This window comes from Leifsonia araucanica (assembly GCF_051161895.1).
GTDB lineage: Bacteria > Actinomycetota > Actinomycetes > Actinomycetales > Microbacteriaceae > Leifsonia.
Genome location: NZ_JBMBTW010000002.1, coordinates 3578061 through 3597141, shown reverse-complemented (window position 1 = coordinate 3597141; position 19081 = coordinate 3578061). Strand labels below are relative to the sequence as shown.

Sequence of the window (19081 nt, the reverse complement as noted above, 5' to 3'; positions counted from 1 at the left end):
TCCTGTGTACTGTACCGTTTCGCGCCGGGCCGGACGGTTCACCAGCTCTCGGGTCGCGCTCCGAACAGGACGGGCTCCGGTCGCTCCACCGTCGACGTGAGCGTGACCACCTCGTGGGCGCGTCCTGCGGCGATGATCGACTCCATGATCTCGAGCACGTGGAACGCCAGCTCTCCGGATGCGCGGTGCGGCCGCCCCGTCTCGACCGCGCGGGCGAGGTCGGCGAGCCCGACGCCGCGCCCGGCACCCGCATACCCGGCCGACGCAGGCACCTCGCGCCAGGTGCGGTCGTCCGCGGTGGCGATGGATGCGATCTCCGAGAAGGCGTTCGGGTCGGGCACGGCGATGCTGCCGGCGGTGCCGAACACCTCGAACAGCGGAGCGCGGGACTCCCACACCTCGAACGACACCGTCACCGTGGAGATGACGCCGTTCGCGTGTTCCAGGATCGCGGTCACGTGCGTGTCGACATCCACCGGGATGGGGGTTCCGGCGAGCGGCCCCGTGGCGACGGTGCGCTCCCTCTCTGAGCGGCCGACGGCGCCGGAGACCCGCACGACGGGTCCGAAGAAGTGGACGAGGCTGGTCAGGTAGTAGGGCCCCATGTCGAACAGCGGGCCGCCGCCCGGCTGGTAGTAGAACGCCGGAGCGGGGTGCCACAGCTCGTGACCAGGGGCCGTCCACGAGACGGCGGCGCCGACCGGGCGCCCGATCCTGCCGTCGTCGAGCAGAGCGCGCGCGGTCTGGATGCCGGTGCCGAGCACGGTGTCGGGGGCGCTTCCGACACGCAGTCCCTTCTCGGCTGCGCGCTGCAGGACGGGAAGCGCGTCGGCCGTCGCGAGGGCCAGCGGCTTCTCGCCGTAGACGTGCTTGCCCGCATCCAGTGCCCTGAGCGCGATCTCGGTGTGCGCGGCGGGGATGGTGAGGTTGAGGACCGCGTCGATGCGCGGGTCGTCGATCAGCGCATCAACGGTGAGCGCGTCGACTCCCTGCTCGGCCGCGACCACGGATGCGCGGTCGAGATCGAGGTCGGCGACAGCGGTCAGCGCGAGGTTCGGGAGGTGCGGGAACTGCTCGAAGTACTGGCGGCTGATGTTGCCGACCCCGACGACGCCGACGTTCAACGGGCTGCCCACAGGAGTCCCCTCTCGATGATGGTGCGGACGGGCTGGCTCTCCACGATCTCGAGCCGGTGGCCGGGAGCGGAGACGAAGATGCGTCCCTTGCCCCACTGGCGGGTCCAGATGGCCGGCGCTGTGACGGGGCGGTTCCACGCATCCCACGGCCGTACGGACTGCGTCGTGGTGGCCAGGACGTCGTTGTACTCGTCGCTCAGCACCCAGTACTGCTCGCTGACGAGGTCGAAGTCGTCGATGCCCTGCGTGATCGGGTGCGTGCGGCCGTAGTCGGTGATGTGCACCGTATACGGGATGTAGTTGTCCGACTGCTCGCCGGTGCGCTCGGCGGGGTCTTTGCCCGCGTGGTGGGCGAACTGGCCGCCGATCATGTGCAGGTAGTCGGCGTTGTCTCGGTATGCGTCCGCGATGCCGCCGTGCCAGCCCGCCATGCCCGTCCCGTTGAGGACGGCGCGCTGCAGCCCGGCGAACTCCTCGCTGGTGATGGAGTTCATGGTGTTGATCTGAAGGATCAGATCCACCGTGTCCAGGTACGCCTCGTCGGTGTAGATGGCCGGACCGTCCTCGATGCGCACCTCGAAGTCGTTCGCTTCGAGGTGCGGGATGAAGAGGTCGGTGGTCTCGACGGGCATGTGCCCGTCCCAGCCGCCGCGGACGACGAGTGCTTTCCTGGTCATGCTTCCTGTCCTGTCGATTCTGCCGTCGTCTGTTCTGTCGCCGTCCACGCGCTGCCTGTCGCGGCACTGCGCTCGACGGCGGCGAGGACTCGCTGCACGTGCAGACCGTCGGCGAACGACGGCTGCGGGTCGCGGCCGTCCGTGATGTCGTCGACGAAGTCCTTGATCTGGTGGCTGAAGGCGTGCTCGTAGCCGATGGCGTGCCCGGTCGGCCACCAGTTGGCCATGTACGGATGCTCGGGCTCCGTCACGATGATCCTGGTGAATCCCTGCTCCCCGGCGGGGAGGGTCGCGTCGTAGAACTGGATTTCGTTCATCGCTTCGAGGTCGAACGCGATGGCGCCGCGCGATCCGCTCAGCTCGATCCGCAGCGCGTTCTTGCGTCCTGTCGCATAGCGCGTGGCCTCGAACGCGCCGATGGCCCCGGATGCTGCTCCTCCCCCGCCGAGCCGCGCCGTGAACCACGCCGCGTCGTCGACGGTCACCCGTCCGCGCTCGGACGACGCGGTGCCGGAGAGCCCGACCGTCTCGCCGAGCAGCGGGCGCTCCTCGACGAACGTCGCGAGGGTGCCGGAGACGCTGTCGAGGCGGGAGCCGGTGATGTGCTCCACGAGGTCGATGGCGTGTGCGCCGATGTCTCCGAGCGAGCCGGAGCCCGCCGCGTCCTTGTCGAGACGCCAGGTCATCGGGCCGTCCTCGTCGGTCAGCCAGTCCTGCAGGTAGAGCGCCCGCACCTGACGGATCGTGCCGAGCCTGCCCTCCTCCACGAGGCGCTTGGCGAAGCCGATGGCCGGAACGCGCCGGTAGCTGAATCCGACCATCGAGCGCACGCCGCGCGCCGCTGCACGTTCGGCGGCGGCGACCATCGCCTCCGCCTCCTCGACCGTGTTGGCGAGCGGCTTCTCGCACAGCACGTGCTTGCCGGCATCCAGTGCCGCGATGGCGATCTCGGCGTGGGATGCTCCGGGCGAGCAGATGTCGACGATGTCGATCTCCGGATCGTCGATGACGCGGCGCCAGTCGGTCTCGGCGCGCTGCCAGCCGAAGCGGTCGCGCGCCGCCTCGACGCGGGCACTGTCCCGGCCGACGATGGTGCTCATCACCGGTTCTGCGGCGAGAGGGAAGAACCGAGGGGCGACCCGCCAGCCCTGTGAGTGCGCGGCTCCCATGAACCCGTAGCCGACCATCGCCACGCGTAGCTGCCTGGCAGCATCCGTCATCTCTCGCTCCTTCGCGTCGTTCCGCCGTACGACGCTATTGCCGGGGCGACGACGGTCACAAGTTTCGGCAGTTCATTGGAAAACTTTCGCGCAAGAACGTCGCGTCAAGCGGCGGGAGCGGCCGTGGAGTGCCGCACGACGAGCGAGGTCGCGAGCTCCAGGCGGGCGTTGTCGATCTCCCCGGAGCGCAGGCGCAGCGCCATCCTGGTGGCCTCCTCCGCCATCTCCTGCAGCGGTTGCCGCACGGTGGTCAGCGGCGGCCTGGCCCACAGCGCCGGCCGCACGTCGTCGAAGCCGACGACGGACAGGTCGCCCGGAACGTCGAGGCCGAGCGCCGCCGCGGCGTCGTAGACGCCGAGGGCCTGCAGGTCGTTGCCTGCGACGATCGCGGTCGGACGATCCGGCAGGCTGAGCAGCCGCCTGCCCTCCCGCTCGCCGACCAGCTGCTCGAAGGCGCCGCCCGCCGAGAACTCCTCCACGATCGGGATGCCGGCCTCGGCGAGCGCAGACTGATACCCGGCCACCCGGGCGCGGGAGCACATCAGGTCGGCGGGGCCGGAGATCACCCCGATCTTCGTGTGGCCGAGCGCGATCAGGTGGCGCGTCGCCGCGACCCCGCCCGCCCAGTTGGTCGCTCCGACGGCGGGGACGTCAGCGGGCGGATCGCCGGCGGGGTCGACGACGACGAACGGGATGTTCCTCGTGCGCAGCTGCCTGCGGTGCTCGACGGTCAGGTCGGAGAACTGCAGGATCACCGCGACCGGCTTGCGCTGCAGCACCCCGGTGATCCACTCCTCGTGCGGGCGGTGGTGGTCGCCGAGGGCGGACAGCGCCAGGACGAACCCGGATTCGCGGGTGATCCGTTCGACGCCGCGGATGATCTCCACCGACCACTCGCTCTGCAGGTTGTCGACGACCAGCTCGACCAGCCCACCGCGCTCGGGGTCGAGACCGCGCCGGGCGTACCCGGAATCGCGCAGCAGTTCTTCGACGCGCTGCCGGGTGGCCGTGGAGACGCCGGGGCGCCCGTTGAGGACCTTGGATGCGGTCGACAGCGACACGGACGCCTGCTGCGCTATCGCCTCCAGGGTCGGCCTGGTTCGATCGGACATGCTCACACTGTGCCACAATGTGGCCCATCCCTTTCGCCCGATCCGGCGAAAACTTCCCAGGAGGATCCGCTCAGCGATGGCTTTCACCGACTTGTCCCCCGCCGAACTGCTCGCTTTCCGCCCCGAGGTGGACGAGCCGGACGACTTCGACGCATTCTGGACGGAGACGCTCGCCGAAGCGCGTTCCGCCGGCGGAGAGGTCACGCTCACCCCGGCGGACACCCCGATCACGCAACTGATCGTCGACGACCTGACCTTCCCCGGCTTCAACGGGGAGCCGGTGCGCGCGTGGGTCTCCCGGCCGAGGGATGCACAGGGTCCGCTGCCCGCCGTCGTCCAGTTCCAGGGCTACGGAGGAGGGCGGGGACTCCCGGGAGAGAACGTGCTCTGGGCGCTCGCCGGCTACGTGCACGTCTTCGTCGACACGCGCGGGCAGGGCAGCAACTGGGGCACGGGAGGCGACACCCCGGACCCGCACGGCTCAGGCCCGGCGACCCCCGGATACATGACCCGCGGCATCCACGACCCGCGCGAGTACTACTACCGCCGCGTCTTCACCGACGCCGTGCGGGCGGTGGATGCGACGCGCGCCTTCCCGTTCGTCGACGCGGACAGGATCGCCGTGACGGGCGGGAGCCAGGGCGGCGGCATCGCCATCGCAGCCGCAGCGCTGGCCGACGGCGTGCGCGCCCTGCTGCCGGATGTGGCCTTCCTCAGCGCCTTCCGCCGCGGAGCAGAGGTCGCGATCGGCGGCCCGTACCTGGAGCTGGCCACCTACCTGGCCGTGCACCGCGACCAGGTGGATGCGGTCTTCCGCACCCTCTCGTACTTCGACGGCGTGAACTTCGCCCGCCGCATCCAGGTGCCGTCGCTGTTCTCGGTGGCGCTGATGGACCGCGTCGTGCCTCCGTCCACCACGATGGCCGCGTTCAACCACCTTGCGGCGGAGGACACGACGATCGAGGTCTACCCGTTCAACGACCACGAAGGCGGCTCCGCCGTGCAGTGGCAGAAGCAGGCGAGGTGGCTGGCCGAGCGGTTCTAGACCGCGAGCGGTTCTAGACCGCGTCCACCATCTCCTCTGCCCGCTCGGACAGCAGCACTCCGACCGTGCGCCGGTCGGCGGCGGTCACCTCGTGCACGTCGCCGGTCAGGGTCACGATGGCCCGCCTGGTCGCCGTTCCGGCGATGTGGCGCACGTCTGCCTGCTTCTCGTTGACGATCGCACCGCCGGTGACCTCGTCTCCGCGAAGGCCGGTGGATGCCGCCGCGTGCGTCGCCGCCCACACCTCCACGTCGCCGGGCTCGACGACCCTGACCATCCTGCGGTCGCTGAACGCGAGCCTGGTCGCCGGGACGTCGAAGGTCACCCGCACGGATTCGCCGGCCTCCAGGTCGACCCTGGTGTATCCGAGCAGCTGAGCGACCGGGCGCGTGACCGTTGCCGTGACGTCGTGCCCGTAGAGCTGCACCGTGTCCGTGCCGCGCACGGAGCCGGTGTTGGTCACGGTCAGCGTCGCGGCGAACGCCCCGTCGGTGGATGCGTCCGCGTCGACCTCGAAGTCGGAGTACGCGAACGAGGTGTACGTCAGGCCGAAGCCGAACGGGAGCACGGGAGTGGAGTCGGTGGCCGTCACATCGGACGGGCCGCCCAGGATCGGGTGCAGGTAGGAGTATGGCTGCGCGCCGGCCGAGCGCGGCATCGAGACGGGGAGACGGCCCGAGGGGTTCACCCGTCCGGTCAGGATGTCGGCGATGGCCGGGCCGCCGCCCTCGCCGGGGAAGAAGGCCTGGAGCACGGCGCTCGGGGCTGCGTCTCCGTTCAGCGCCCAGTCGATGGCGTACGGACGGCCGGTGAGCAGCACCATGACCACCGGCGTGCCCGTGGCGATCACCGCGTCGACCAGGCGCCGCTGGGCACCGGGCAGCTCGAGCGATTCGGAGTCGTTGCCCTCGCCGACCGTTCCGCGGCCGAACAGGCCGGCCTGGTCGCCGACGACGACCACCGCGAGATCGGCGCCGGTCGCCGCATCCACTGCCGCAGCGAAGCCGGACTCGTCGTCGCCCTCCACGGTGCAGCCTTCGGCGTGCACGAACTCCGGAAGGGGCAGCCCTGCGTCCGCGAACGCGGTGGGCAGCGCTTCGAGCACCGTCGGGATCTCGAACCCGAGCGGGAGGCCAGGGTGTCCGGCCAGCACGTGGTTGGCGAACGAGTAGCAGCCCTGCAGCGCCTCTGCACGGTCGGCGTTCGGGCCGATCACGGCGACGGTCGACACGGGCGTCGTGCGTGATCCGAGCGGCAGCACGCCGTCGTTCGACAGCAGCACGACCGACTCCTCCGCCAGGCGCCTGGCCAGCTCGCGGTGCCGCGGAGAGTCGAGGTCGACCTCGGCGGGCGGCTCGTCCTCGAACGCGTCGGCGTCGAGCAGGCCGAGCTCCTCCTTCTGGGCGAGCGCGCGGAGCACGGCGCGGTCAACGTACGCCGCGTCGAACTCCCCCGACCGGATGCGGTCGGCCAGCGGCTGCAGGTACGCGTCTCCGGTCGGCAGCTCGATGTCGATGCCGGCCTCGAGCGCCAAGGCTGCCGCCTCGCCGCGGTCGGCGGCCACGGCGTGCATGACCTCCAGGAACGCCACGGCGAAGTAGTCGGCGACCACCACGCCGTCGAAGCCCAGCTTCTCGCGCAGCGTGCCGGTGAGCAGGCCGGGGTCCGCGGCGACGGGGACACCGTCGATCTCGGTGTACGAGTTCATCACCGAGCGGGCGCCGCCATCCAGGATGGCCATCTCGAACGGGGGCAGGAACACGTCGGCGATCTCCCGCGGACCGGCGTGCACGGGCGCGTGGTTGCGGCCGGCCCGCGAGGACGAGTATCCGAGGAAGTGCTTGAGCGTTGCGTGCACGCCCGACTCCTGCAGACCCCGCACGTATGCGGTCCCAACCGTGCCGACGAGGTACGGGTCCTCGGCGATGCACTCGTCGACCCGGCCCCAGCGAGGGTCGCGGATCACATCGAGCACCGGGGCGAGGCCCTGGTGGATGCCGAGCTGCTTCATCGAGTCGCCGATCGCGGCGCCGACCTCCTCCACGAGCTCCGGGTCGAACGACGCACCCCACGCGAGCGGCGTCGGGAAGGTCGCCGCCTTCCACGTCGCCAGCCCGGTCAGGCACTCCTCGTGCACCAGGGCCGGGATGCCCAGCCTGGTCTCCCGCTTCAGCCTCCGCTGCTCGTTCCACAGCCAGGCTGCGCGCTCGGCGGGCTCGACAGGACGGGTGCCGTACACCCTCGTGTAGTGCCCGATGCCGTGCCGGGTGACATCGGCCAGGCTGCCTTTCGCATCCTGAGCAGCGGCCATCTCGCCCTGCATCGGGGCCACGAGGCCGTTCTGATCGAGCCAGTACCCGACGATCTGCGCGAGCTTCTCTTCGAGGGTCATCCGGGCGTGGAGCGCGCGAACACGCTCCGACACGTCTGGCATGGCCGCGGGAGGAACTGTCGCGGACTCAGTGCTTTTCTTCACAGGAACCAATCACAAAAGAGAGCTGAATGCAGTGGGACGAGAAACGGACGGCGGCCGCGGTCAGCCCTTGACCGCGCCGGTCAGGCCGCCGACGATCCGCTTCTGGAAGATCGTGAAGAAGATCAGAGCGGGGATCATCGAGAGCGACGTGAACGCCAGGACCTTCGCCGTGTCGACGGAGTACTGCGACGCGAACGCCTGGACTCCGAGGGGCAGGGTGAAGGTGGACGGGTCGTTCAGGATGAACAACGGCAGCAGATAGCTGTTCCAGCTCGCGATGAACGCAAGGATGCCCGTGGTCACGACACCCGGGATCGACAGCGGCATCACCATCCGGAAGAAGAACCCGAGACGGCTGGTGCCGTCGAGCGCCGCGGCCTCCTCCAGTTCGACCGGGATCGCCCGGATGAACGGCACCAGGATGATCACCGTCGTCGGCAGGGAGAACGCGATCTGCGGCAGGATGACGCCCGCCAGGCTGTTGGTGAGCCCGAGGTCCTTCACCAGGATGTAGAGCGGGGTGATCGCCACGGTCAGCGGGAACATGAGCCCGGCCGCGAACAGCGAGTAGATCGCCCCGCGACCGCGGAACTGGTAGCGGGCGAGCACGTAGCTGACCATCAGCCCGAGGGCGACGACGCCGACCGTGGTCAGGATGCCGACGATGGCCGAGTTGCCGACCTCCAGCCAGAAGGTCGAGCTGGTGAGGACGTCGGCGTAGTTGACCATCACCCAGGGGTTGGGAAGGCCGGCCGGCGACGTGGTGATCTGCGAGTTGGTGCGGAAGCCGCCGACGATCGTGTAGAGGATCGGGGCGAGGCACACGGCGATGAAGATCAGCGCGATGAAATAGGTGACGGGGCTGCCCCACTTCTCACCGTTCTTGGAGAGCCGCTGCCTGCGGCCGCGCTGCTCCCTGCTCACCGGCTGAACCGTTCCGGCTGTCGTAGCTGACATTACTTCTTACCCTCCGTAATGGCGCCGACCATGTCGCGACGAAGCACGAAACGCTGGTAGATCAGGGCGATCACGAGCGAGATGATGAACATCACGACCGCGACGGCGTTGCCGAAGCCGTAGTTGCCCGAGCCGCGGCCGTTGACGACCATGTATGTCGCCATCGTCGACGTCCCGGCCGTCGCAGCGACGTACTGACCCCAGATGATGTAGACGAGGTCGAACAGCTGCAGGGATCCGATGATCGACAGGAACGCCCAGATCCGGATGGTCGGGCCGAGCAGCGGAAGCGTGATGCGCCGCTGGATCTGCCAGTAGCTCGCCCCGTCGATGGCCGCCGCCTCGAACAGCTCCTCCGGGATGCTCTGCATTCCGGCGAGGAAGAGGATCACGGCGAAGCCGATGTACTTCCACGAGATGATGAACATCAGCGACCAGATCGCGATGTTCGGGTCGGACAGCCAGTCTTGCTTGAACGCACCGAGGCCGATGCTCTGCAGCAGGTCGTTGACCGCGCCTGCGCTCTGCAGCATCAGGCTGAAGCCGGTTCCGACGATGACCTCGGAGATCACGTACGGCACGAAGATCAGGACGCGGATGATGGTGCGCCCGCGGATCTTCTGGTTGAGGAGCAGGGCGAGGACGATCGCCACCGGCCCCTGCATGACCAGGGACAGCACCAGGATGATCCCGTTGTGCGTCAAGGCGTCCTGGAACGTCTTGTCCTGGAAGATGATCAGGTAGTTGTTGAGCCCCACGAAGTCCGTCGGGGCTCCGTAGCCCTTCCACTTGAAGAAGCCGTAGTACGCGGCGAGCACCACCGGGAAGATGACGAACGCCAGGAACATGATGATCGCGGGACCGGCCAGCAGGGCGATCTCGGCTCGCTGACGCCAGCCACCGCCTCTGCGGCGTCGCGGGGGACGCGACCGCACAGGGGGTGACGCCACGACGGCGTCACCCCCGCTTGTGCGAACGCTCGGAGCTGGTTGCTCGTCGATGACCGACTTTGCACCGAGGGACTCACTCATGATCGAGAACTACCCCTTGGCTCCGGCGTCGTTGACGGCCTTGACGATCGCCTCCGGGCTGCCCTTGCCTGCGAGCATGTCGACGACCCCGGCGTTCAGGGCGTTACCGACGCTCTGGCCGTAGAGGGTGTCGAGCCAGACGGACACGTACGGTGCCTTGTTGTATGCCTCGAGGATCGACTTCAGTGCAGGGTCGGTGACGACATCCTGGGCGTCCTTGCTCGCAGGGAGGGTCTGGAACGCGGTCGCGTAACCTTCCTGGTACTTCTTCTGCATGAAGAAGTTGAGGAACTCCGGGCACTCCTTCGGAGCCTTCGCTGCACAGGTGAAGCCGTCGACGCCACCCATCATCGCGTCAGCCTTGCCCTTGCCGCCGTCGATCGCGGGGAACGGGAACCAGCTGAGGTCGGCCAGCGGCTTCTGGTCGGGGGTGAGGGATGCGATCACTCCCGGGTCCCAGGCGCCCATCAGTTCCATCGACGCCTTGTGGTTGGCGACGAGACCGGCGGAGCTGCCTGCGCCCTGCTGTGCTGTGGTGGTCAGGAAGCCGTCGTTGAACGGCTTCGTCGCGGCGAAGGACTGGAGGTCCTCACCGGCCTTGAGCCAGCAGTTGTCGTCGAAGCTGCGCGACTTGGCCGCCTTGTTCATCGTGTCCTGCGAGCACTCGCGGAGGGCGAAGAAGTAGTACCAGTGCGCTGCGGGCCATGCGTCCTTGCCACCGAGAGCGATCGGCTGAACGCCGGTCTTCTTGACGGCCTCGACCGTCGCCTCGAGCTCGGGGATGGTGGTCGGCGTCGAGGTGACGCCCGCTGCCTTGTAGAGGTCCTGGCTGTAGTAGATGCCGCCGGGGAGCACAGCGGTCGGCATGCCGTAGATCTTGCCGTCGACGGCGAACGAGTTCAGGACGCCCTCGCTGACCGCCGACTTGGTCGCGGAGTCGATCTTGTCGCTGATGTCCATCGCCTGACCTGCTGCGACGACGTCGGCGAGCTTTCCGCCACCGCGTGCCATGAAGATGTCGGGGCCGTCGCCGGAGTTCAGCGCGGTCTGCAGCTTGCCGTCCATGTCTTCGTTCTGGATGGACTGGATCTTGATCGTGACGTTGGGGTTGGCCTTCTCGAAGTCCGCGACCGTCTGCTGCCAGTACGCCTTGCCCGGTCCGGTGGTGGAGTTGTGCCAGAAGGTCATCGTGACCTTGCCGTCAGCAGAGTTGCCGCCGTCGCCACTACACGCCGTTGCGAGAAGGGCTGTGCTCGCGACGAGTGCGAGCAAGCCCGCCGCTCGAATTTTCCTCTTCATTGTGGAAACTCCTTGGTTGTCCTCATTGACGCACATTCGTCCGCCCGCCGAGAGCTTCGCATCCCATCCTGTGATTTGTCAAACGATGTCGATAACGTTTTCGACAACGTTATCGAAATGTCGCTGCAAACCTGGAAAACCGCTGGGCGCACGGTACTGTGTCCACTATGTCCACGGAACTCGACCCCGCCGCCTTCGGCAGGGTGACGATCAACGACGTCGCCCGTGCGGCAGGGGTCTCGGTGTCCACCGTCTCCAAGGTGGTCAACGAACGCTACGGCGTCGCGGCCACCACCTCGCAGCGCGTGATGGAGGTGGTGAACGAGCTCGGCTACGAGACGTCGCTCGTCGCGAGCAGCCTGCGCAGGCGCAGCACCAACGTCATCGGCATCCTCGTCGCCGAGTTCGAGCCGTTCTCCGTCGAGCTGCTGAAGGGCATCTCGGTCGCCGCCACCGGCACGGGATACGAGCTGCTCGCGTACACCGGGCTCGTCTCCGGCGTGAGCAGCGTCGGGTGGGAGCGCAAGTCGCTGTCCCGCCTGGCCGGCACGCTCATCGACGGGGCGATCATCGTGACGCCCACCACGCTCATCCCGAGCTCGTCCATCCCGGTCGTGGCGATCGACCCGCACACCGGGCAGGGCGGCCCGGCGACGATCGACTCGGACAACGTGGGAGGCGCGCTCGTCGCCGTCCGCCACCTGATCGGGCTGGGGCACACCAGGATCGCGCACATCCGTGGCCGACGGGATCTGGCCTCCGCCCAGCTCCGCGAGGACGGCTACCGCCAGGCGCTCCAGGAGGCGGGCATCCCGTTCGACCAGGGTCTGGTGCTGTACGGCGAGTACTCCGCGGCACAGTCCGCCGTCGTGGCGCGCGAGCTGCTGGACAGGCCGGACCGGCCGACGGCGGTCTTCGCCGCCAACGACACCTCGGCGATCGGCGTGCTCACCGTCGCCAGGGAGCTGGGTCTGCGGGTGCCGGAGGATCTCTCGATCGTCGGCTTCGACGACATCCCGGATGCGGCGAACTCCACCCCGCCGCTGACCACCGTCGCGCAGCCGCTGCACGAACTCGGAGAGCGTGCGCTGCAGATGCTGCTCGCCCTCCTGGACGGGCAGCCCGTCGCCTCCGGCGTGCACCTCCCTGCCGAGCTGGTCGTCCGGGCGAGCACGGGTCCCGCCCCGACCGTCTGAGAAATTCGCATTTCCCATCGGCCGCTCTCGCTGATATGTTCTTAGAAACAACAATTCCCCTCCGAGAGTGAATCAGTGTCGATCTATTCCGCAGCCGAGCCGTCGACCACGGCGCCGGCCCACCGCATCCACGAGGCCGTCGTCACGGTCCTGGATGCGCGAGGAGAACCGCTGGCCGGCGCCGAGGTCACCGTCGAGCAGACCAGGCACGCGTTCGGCTTCGGCAACATCGGCTTCGACTTCATCGGCCTGGCGAACGGGGAGGGGAACGAGGCGGACGAACGTCTCGCCGAGCTGTACACCGGCGTGTTCAACACCGCGACGCTCCCGTTCTACTGGGGCCGCTTCGAGCCGCGCCGCGGAGAGCCGGACACCGCCAGGCTGCAGCGCACCGCCCGCTGGTTCCGCGACCGCGGCGTCGCGCTCAAGGGCCACCCGCTGGTCTGGCACACCGTCCAGCCGGACTGGCTGCTCAGCCTGCCGCTCGACGAGGTCGAGCGACTGCAGCGCGAGCGCATCCGCCGCGAGGTGCACGACTTCGATGGCCTGATCGACACCTGGGACGCCATCAACGAGGTCGTCATCATGCCGGTGTTCGACAACGGCGACAACGCGATCACCCCGCTCGCCCGCGCCAAGGGACGCATCGCCATGATCCGGATGGCGTTCGAGGAGGCCCGCGCCGCCAACCCGAACGTGAAGCTGCTGCTCAACGACTTCGACCTGTCGACCGCGTACGAGTGCCTGATCGAGGGCGTGCTGGAGGCCGGCATCCCGATCGACGCCGTCGGCCTGCAGACCCACATGCACCAGGGCTACTGGGGCGAGGACGCCGTGCTCGCGACGGTCGACCGGTTCGCCCGCTACGGCCTTCCCCTGCACCTGACGGAGACCTCGCTGGTGTCCGGGCACCTCATGCCGGCCGACATCGTCGACCTCAACGACTACCAGATCCGCGAGTGGCCGTCGACGCCGGAGGGCGAAGAGCGGCAGGCCGACGAACTGGTGCGGCACTACCGGTCGCTGGTCGCGCATCCCTCCGTCGAAGCGATCACGTACTGGGGTCTCACCGACGCCGGTGCGTGGCTCGGCGCGCCGATCGGCCTGGTCCGCGCGGACGGGACGCCCAAGCCGTCGTACGAGGCGCTGCGCAGGCTCATCGCCGACGAGTGGTGGCTGAGCCCCACCACCACCATCGCCGACGAGAACGGACGCGTCGCCGTCTCCGGCTTCAGCGGCGACTACCTGGTCCGTGTCGGCGACACGGCCACCCCGATCACCATCGACCGAACCACCGATCGCATTCAGATCTCCATCCCATCGAACAATTGAAGGAAACTGCTATGACTGCCACACCCACGCGCGAGGACAAGTTCTCGTTCGGACTCTGGACCATCGGATACAACGGCACCGACCCGTTCGGCGGCCCCACCCGCCCGCAGCTCGACGTCGTCGAGGCCGTCACCAAGCTCAACGAGCTCGGCGCATACGGTCTGACCTTCCACGACGACGACCTCTTCGCCTTCGGCTCCACCGACGCCGAACGCCAGAAGCAGATCGACCGCCTCAAGGGCGCGCTCGCCGACACCGGCGTGATCGTCCCGATGGTGACCACCAACCTGTTCAGCGCGCCGGTCTTCAAAGACGGCGGCTTCACCTCCAACGACCGCGCCGTTCGCCGCTTCGCGCTGCGCAAGGTGCTCCGCAACCTCGACCTGGCCGCCGAGCTCGGCGCCAAGACGTTCGTCATGTGGGGTGGCCGCGAGGGTGCGGAGTACGACTCCGCCAAGGACATCCGCGCCGCGCTGGAGCGCTACCGCGAGGCCGTCAACCTGCTCGGCCAGTATGTCACCGACAAGGGATACGACATCCGCTTCGCCATCGAGCCGAAGCCGAACGAGCCCCGCGGCGACATCCTCCTCCCGACGGTCGGCCACGCGATGGCGTTCATCGAGACGCTGGAGCGCCCCGAGCTGGTCGGCGTGAACCCGGAGGTCGGACACGAGCAGATGGCCGGCCTGAACTTCGCCGCAGGCATCGCCCAGGCGCTCTACCAGGGCAAGCTGTTCCACATCGACCTCAACGGTCAGCGCGGCATCAAGTACGACCAGGACCTGGTCTTCGGTCACGGCGACCTGCAGAACGCGTTCGCCCTCGTCGACCTGCTCGAGAACGGCGGCCCGAACGGCGGCCCGTCGTACGACGGCCCCCGCCACTTCGACTACAAGCCGTCGCGCACCGAGGACATCACCGGCGTCTGGGACTCCGCAGCGGCGAACATGCGCACCTACCTGCTCCTCAAGGAGCGCGCGCAGGCGTTCCGCGCCGACCCCGAGGTGCAGGAGGCGCTCGAGGCGTCGCGCGTCACCCAGCTCGCGCAGACCACGCTGGCCGACGGCGAGAGCTACGACGACCTGCTGGCCGACCGCGCCTCGTACGAGGACTTCGACGCCGACGCGTACTTCGGCGGCAAGGGCTTCGGCTTCGTGCGGCTGCAGCAGCTGGCGCTCGAGCACCTGCTCGGCGCTCGCTGAACCCGCTGAAAAGCGACTGAACCACACCTGAAACACCTCGAGGGGCGCCCGCGAACCGGGCGCCCCTCTCCCCCATTCATCGGAAAGGACAGAGCGGATGACGCTGGTCGCCGGAGTCGACTCATCGACGCAGAGCTGCAAGGTGGTCGTGCGCGACCTCGAAACGGGAGCCGTCGTGCGGTACGGGCGTGCCGCGCATCCCGATGGCACCGAGGTCGATCCCGCCGCCTGGTGGGCCGCCCTGCAGCAGGCCATCGAGGAGGCCGGCGGACTCGACGACGTGGCAGCGGTGTCCATCGCCGGGCAGCAGCACGGCATGGTGACACTGGATGCGCAGGGCCGGGTCGTCCGCGACGCCCTGCTCTGGAACGACACCCGCTCCGCCCAGGCCGCCCGCGACCTCATCGACGAGGTCGGAGCCGCCGAATACGCTGCCCGCGTCGGCGTCGTCCCCGTCGCCTCCTTCACGGCGACCAAGCTGCGCTGGCTGCGCGACGCGGAGCCGGCGAACGCGGAACGCGTGGCAGCGGTCGCGCTCCCCCACGACTGGCTCACCTGGCGTCTGCTCGGCTACGGCCCGGAGGGCGAGAGCGAGCTGGGCCCCGACCTCGACGCGCTGACGACCGATCGCTCGGACGCGAGCGGCACCGCATACTGGGGCGCCGCATCCGGGGCGTACGATCTCGACCTGTTTTCGCGCGCCTTCGGCCGCGCGGCCCGGGAGGCAGGCACGGCCGGCGACGGCATCGTGCTCCCGCGGGTGCTCGGGCCGGCGGAGTCGGCCGGACGCACCCCGTCCGGCGTCCTGGTGGGACCCGGCGCCGGCGACAACGCGGGCGCAGCGCTCGGGCTCGGTGCCGCTGACGGCGATGTGGTCGTCTCCATCGGAACCAGCGGAACGGTGTTCGCGGTGACCGATGCCCCCGTGTCCGACGAGAGCGGAACGGTCGCAGGCTTCGCAGACGCCAGCGGGCTCAGTCTGCCGCTGATCGCGACGCTCAACGCGGCCCGCGTGCTCAGCTCCATCTCCGGCCTGCTCTCCGTCGACTTCGACGAACTGGCCGACCTTGCGCTGTCCGCCGAGCCCGGCGCGGAAGGCGTCGTCCTCGTGCCGTACTTCGAGGGAGAGCGCACCCCGAACCTGCCGGACGCCACGGCGAGCATCCACGGGCTCACCATCGCCAGCACCCGCCCGTCCACGTTCGCCCGCGCCGCCATCGAAGGGATGCTCTGCGGGCTCGCGGACGGCCTCGACGCCGTGCGCACGGTGGGCGTGCGCGAGAAGCGCGTGCTCCTGATCGGCGGGGCCGCGCAGAACCGTGCGGTCGCCGCCATCGCCGCGCAGGTGTTCGACGCTCCCGTCGTGGTGCCTGCGCCGGGCGAGTACGTGGCGAACGGCGCGGCGGTGCAGGCCGCGTGGGCGCTGACGGGCGAACGGCCGGAGTGGACGGTGGATGCTGCACCGGCGCTCGCGGTCGACACCCGCCCGGTGATCCGCGAGCAGTACGCACGCGCGACCGCGGGAGCCTGAGCGCCGGGTGGTCCGGGCGCGGTGGCGAATGCGCGACCGCGCTCAGGCCGCGGCGTGCTGTGCGGCCATCCGCACCGGGGCGTTGCCAGCGCCGTAGCCGTCGTATCCGCCGACCCGCTGGACCAGCTCGATGAAGACGCTGCCGAGCGTCGGCGTGTAGAAGTGCACGAACTCGCCGTCTGCGTCGCGGTCGTAGAGCAGGTCGAGCGAGCGCAGTTCGGCGACCCTCTCCGCGCCGAGGTCGAAGCGTGCGGCGAGATCCTCGTAGTAGTTGGCCGGGACGGGCAGGAACCGCAGGCCCCGCTCCCGCGCTCGCCTGGCCAGGCCGAGCACGTCCGAGCAGGAGATGGCGACGTGCTGGGCGAAGGGCTGCGCATCCGGGGTCGCGTCGCGCTCGGACAGCGACGGAGCGACGTTGAGCGCGAACCGCACGCCGCCGTCGCGCGAGCGGACCACCTGGCTGCGGACCAGCCCGACAGGGCCGGCCACCTCGGTCGTGGCCGACGGCCGCAGCGCGAGCAGGCTTCCGTAGAACAGCACGGCCTCGTCGAAATCGGCGGCGGACTGGGCGAGGTTGACGTGGTCGATTCCGCGGATGGCCGCGTCTCCGGCACCGAAGCCCCCGGTGAACTCGGCCACCCAGTCCGGAGCCGCCGATCCGGGCGTCCGGGTCGACCAGAAGATCTCGGTGCCGTCCGGGGCGACCACGGCGGGGAGGTCCTGATCCTGGGCGCTCGTGCGGCGGAACGCGCGAGGAACGCTCAGCGCCGCCGCCCGCGACGCTGCCGCCGCCGGGTCTGCGACGTCGAGACCCACCGCGGCGATGGACGGCTCACGGCCGCGCGCCTGCTGCTCGTTGAGGATCACCCTGGCACCGCCCTGTGACCAGAGGCGCACCTCCTTCGTCCTGTGCTGCCCGGCGAACGCGAACCCCAGCTGGTCCAGCAGGGCGGCGACGGCGTCGGTGTTCTCGGCCTTGATCTCCACGAAGTCGAAGCCGCGCGGCTCCGGCACGGCGGTGACGGTGGCGAGGTCCTGCGCTGCGGGATCGGCCGCGGCGGAATCGGCCGCGCCGCCGGGCGCGCTCGCCAGCAGCCGCGCCGTCGCGTCTTCGAGCACGCGCAGCGACCGGTGCGCGTGCCGGGCCGTGCGCCACGCGTCGGTCTGGCGGAAGGTGTCGTTGAACACTTCGAGCGACAGGGGACCGCGATAGCCGCCGCGCACGACGTGCGCGAGGAACGCGGGCAGGTCGAAGCCGCCCTCGCCGGGGAAGAGACGGTGGTGACGGCTCCAGGAGAGCACATCCAGCGACAGCAGTGGGGCGTCGGCCAGCTGCACGAAGAACACCTTCTCGCCGGGGATGCCCTCGATCCCGGCCGGGTCGTGCCCGCGCGACAGGATGTGGAAGCTGTCCAGGCAGACGCCGAGCGCCTCGTGTCCTGCCAGTTCCACGATCCGCCAGGAGCGGCGGTAGTCGTCCACGAAGCGGCCCCAGGCGAGGGCCTCGTACGCGATGCGCATCCCGCGCGCCGCCGCCCTGTCCGCCAGCCGCGCCAGCTGGGAGGCGGAGACGGCGTCGTCGTCGACGGTCGCTGTGGCCACGTTGCTGCACACGAGCACCGTGTCGATGCCGAGCCGCTCCATCAGCTCGAACTTGGCCTCCGCGCGGTGGAGCACGGCACGGAAGGCGTCGTCGCTGACGCCCTCCGCATCCCGGAACGGCTGGTACAGCGACAGCTCGAGCCCGAGCCTGTCGCTCAGCGCGCGCAGCTCCTCCGGCGACTGCTGGGCCACCACCAGGTCCGGTTCGAAGATCTCCACCGCGTCGAAACCGGCGTCGGCCGCCGCGTGCAGCTTGTCGACGATGGTGCCGGAGAGGCAGACCGTGGCGATGGAGGTTTGCATCAGCGGCCCTGCGCCACGAGGTCGAGGAAGTGGGCGTGCATCCTGGCCCTGTCCGGCTCGCGGCCGGTGATGAGGCGGAAGGCGTCCGCCGCCTGGCCGACGGCCATCTGCCCGCCGTCGAGCACGCGGCACCCCGCTGCGCGTGCCGCGGCGACGAGCTCGGTGACCACGGGCCGGTAGACGATGTCCGCCACCCAGAGACCGGGATGCAGGAGCGTCGCGTCCACCGGGATGCCCGGGTGCGAGTGCATGCCGACGAAGCTCGCGTTGACGAGGCCGTCCGCGTCGGCGAGGAGGGCCGCGAGGTCGGCGGGGGCCGCTGAGGAGACCCGTGCCGCCGGGAAGGCGGCGGCGGTGTCCGCGGCGAGCCTGGCCGCGGAGGCGGGGACGACGTCCACGATCGCGAGACGCGCGACCCCGGCACCGAGCAGCGCGTGGGCGACGGCCCCGCCTGCACCTCCCGCGCCGATCAGCACCACAGAGCCGAGGTCCGCTCCCGGCAGACCGGCGGCGAGCGCCGACGCGAACCCGGTGACGTCCGTGTTGTGGCCGACCAGCTTCCCGTCGACGATGAGCACCGTGTTCGCTGCACCCACCCCTGCGGCCACCGGATCGACCTCATCCAGGGCGGAGAGCACCTCCCGCTTGCACGGGTGGGTGACGTTGAAGGCGGAGAAGCCGAGCGCCCTGCCCTCCGCGATGATCGCCCCGACCTCGTCGGCGCGCCTGCCCAGGACGGCCAAGTCCAGCGGGCGGTAGAGGTAGCGCATCCCGTGTGCGTCGCCCTCCGCTTCGTGCATGGGTGGGGTGAGCGACGGGAGAACGCCGTCGCCGATCAGTCCCACGAGATACGACTCGCCTACCACGCTCGTTGCGCCTCCTCGCTGCAGAAATTGGATGTTGGGATTCAGTTGACACCGACCCCGTCACCTTTCTAACGTACCGTATGATTCATGCAGCAT

At 69.5% G+C, this 19081-nt stretch carries 15 protein-coding genes; 5 read left to right on the top strand and 10 right to left on the bottom strand.

Annotation, left to right across the window (positions count from 1 at the left end; translation table 11 throughout):
• Positions 1-38: 38 nt before the first annotated feature.
• The 4 genes from ACN6M5_RS17360 to ACN6M5_RS17345 all read right to left on the bottom strand — a co-directional run bounded on the left by ACN6M5_RS17360 (position 39) and on the right by ACN6M5_RS17345 (position 4145).
• Complete coding sequence (locus tag ACN6M5_RS17360) at positions 39-1136, bottom strand: Gfo/Idh/MocA family protein (RefSeq protein WP_434951753.1); 1098 nt, start codon at positions 1134-1136, stop codon at positions 39-41.
• Positions 1121-1813 carry a ThuA domain-containing protein gene (locus ACN6M5_RS17355; RefSeq protein ID WP_434951751.1) on the bottom strand — a complete coding sequence of 231 codons (693 nt, stop codon included), beginning with the start codon at positions 1811-1813 and terminating at the stop codon, positions 1121-1123. Before ACN6M5_RS17355 ends, ACN6M5_RS17360 begins: the two co-directional genes overlap by 16 nt.
• The gene (locus ACN6M5_RS17350; protein WP_434951749.1) at positions 1810-3033 is read right to left on the bottom strand and encodes a Gfo/Idh/MocA family protein; all 1224 of its coding nucleotides are present in this window, start codon (positions 3031-3033) and stop codon (positions 1810-1812) included. The genes ACN6M5_RS17355 and ACN6M5_RS17350 overlap by 4 nt, the downstream gene beginning before the upstream one ends.
• A 104-nt stretch (positions 3034-3137) precedes the next feature.
• Entirely contained in the window at positions 3138-4145 is a 1008-nt protein-coding gene (locus tag ACN6M5_RS17345; RefSeq protein WP_434951747.1) for a LacI family DNA-binding transcriptional regulator, read from the bottom strand.
• 76 nt (positions 4146-4221) lie between these two features.
• On the opposite strand from ACN6M5_RS17345, the gene ACN6M5_RS17340 reads away from it, so the two are divergent.
• Positions 4222-5190 carry an acetylxylan esterase gene (locus ACN6M5_RS17340; RefSeq protein WP_168688702.1) on the top strand — a complete coding sequence of 323 codons (969 nt, stop codon included), beginning with the start codon at positions 4222-4224 and terminating at the stop codon, positions 5188-5190.
• Between the two features lie 13 nt (positions 5191-5203).
• On the opposite strand, the gene ACN6M5_RS17335 is transcribed toward ACN6M5_RS17340, so the two are convergent.
• The 4 genes from ACN6M5_RS17335 to ACN6M5_RS17320 form a co-directional block, all read right to left on the bottom strand.
• Positions 5204-7624 carry a beta-xylosidase/alpha-l-arabinosidase gene (locus tag ACN6M5_RS17335; RefSeq protein WP_434951744.1) on the bottom strand — a complete coding sequence of 807 codons (2421 nt, stop codon included), beginning with the start codon at positions 7622-7624 and terminating at the stop codon, positions 5204-5206.
• Positions 7625-7726: 102 nt separating this feature from the next.
• Entirely contained in the window at positions 7727-8623 is an 897-nt protein-coding gene (locus tag ACN6M5_RS17330; RefSeq protein ID WP_434951742.1) for a carbohydrate ABC transporter permease, read from the bottom strand.
• Positions 8623-9654, bottom strand: coding sequence for a carbohydrate ABC transporter permease (locus tag ACN6M5_RS17325; protein ID WP_434951740.1), 1032 nt, complete (start codon positions 9652-9654; stop codon positions 8623-8625). Before ACN6M5_RS17325 ends, ACN6M5_RS17330 begins: the two co-directional genes overlap by 1 nt.
• A gap of 9 nt (positions 9655-9663) precedes the next feature.
• Positions 9664-10953 carry an ABC transporter substrate-binding protein gene (locus ACN6M5_RS17320; protein WP_434951738.1) on the bottom strand — a complete coding sequence of 430 codons (1290 nt, stop codon included), beginning with the start codon at positions 10951-10953 and terminating at the stop codon, positions 9664-9666.
• A 167-nt stretch (positions 10954-11120) separates the two neighbouring features.
• On the opposite strand from ACN6M5_RS17320, the gene ACN6M5_RS17315 reads away from it, so the two are divergent.
• The 4 genes from ACN6M5_RS17315 (at position 11121) to xylB (ending at position 16214) form a co-directional block, all read left to right on the top strand.
• The gene (locus ACN6M5_RS17315) at positions 11121-12149 is read left to right on the top strand and encodes a LacI family DNA-binding transcriptional regulator (RefSeq protein WP_434951736.1); all 1029 of its coding nucleotides are present in this window, start codon (positions 11121-11123) and stop codon (positions 12147-12149) included.
• A 75-nt stretch (positions 12150-12224) separates the two neighbouring features.
• Positions 12225-13481: an endo-1,4-beta-xylanase gene (locus ACN6M5_RS17310; protein WP_434951734.1), complete on the top strand. Its 1257-nt coding sequence runs from the start codon at positions 12225-12227 to the stop codon at positions 13479-13481.
• A gap of 11 nt (positions 13482-13492) precedes the next feature.
• Positions 13493-14683: a xylose isomerase gene (gene xylA, locus ACN6M5_RS17305; protein ID WP_085371001.1), complete on the top strand. Its 1191-nt coding sequence runs from the start codon at positions 13493-13495 to the stop codon at positions 14681-14683.
• Between the two features lie 97 nt (positions 14684-14780).
• Positions 14781-16214: a xylulokinase gene (gene xylB, locus ACN6M5_RS17300; protein WP_434951731.1), complete on the top strand. Its 1434-nt coding sequence runs from the start codon at positions 14781-14783 to the stop codon at positions 16212-16214.
• Between the two features lie 42 nt (positions 16215-16256).
• Here the strand turns inward: xylB and ACN6M5_RS17295 are convergent, their stop codons facing one another.
• Both ACN6M5_RS17295 and ACN6M5_RS17290 read right to left on the bottom strand, forming a co-directional pair.
• A complete protein-coding gene (locus ACN6M5_RS17295; RefSeq protein ID WP_434951729.1) occupies positions 16257-18119 on the bottom strand; it encodes a bifunctional sugar phosphate isomerase/epimerase/4-hydroxyphenylpyruvate dioxygenase family protein in 1863 nt (620 codons plus the stop codon).
• Entirely contained in the window at positions 18119-18985 is an 867-nt protein-coding gene (locus tag ACN6M5_RS17290; RefSeq protein ID WP_434951727.1) for a shikimate dehydrogenase, read from the bottom strand. The genes ACN6M5_RS17295 and ACN6M5_RS17290 overlap by 1 nt, the downstream gene beginning before the upstream one ends.
• Positions 18986-19081 lie beyond the last annotated feature (96 nt).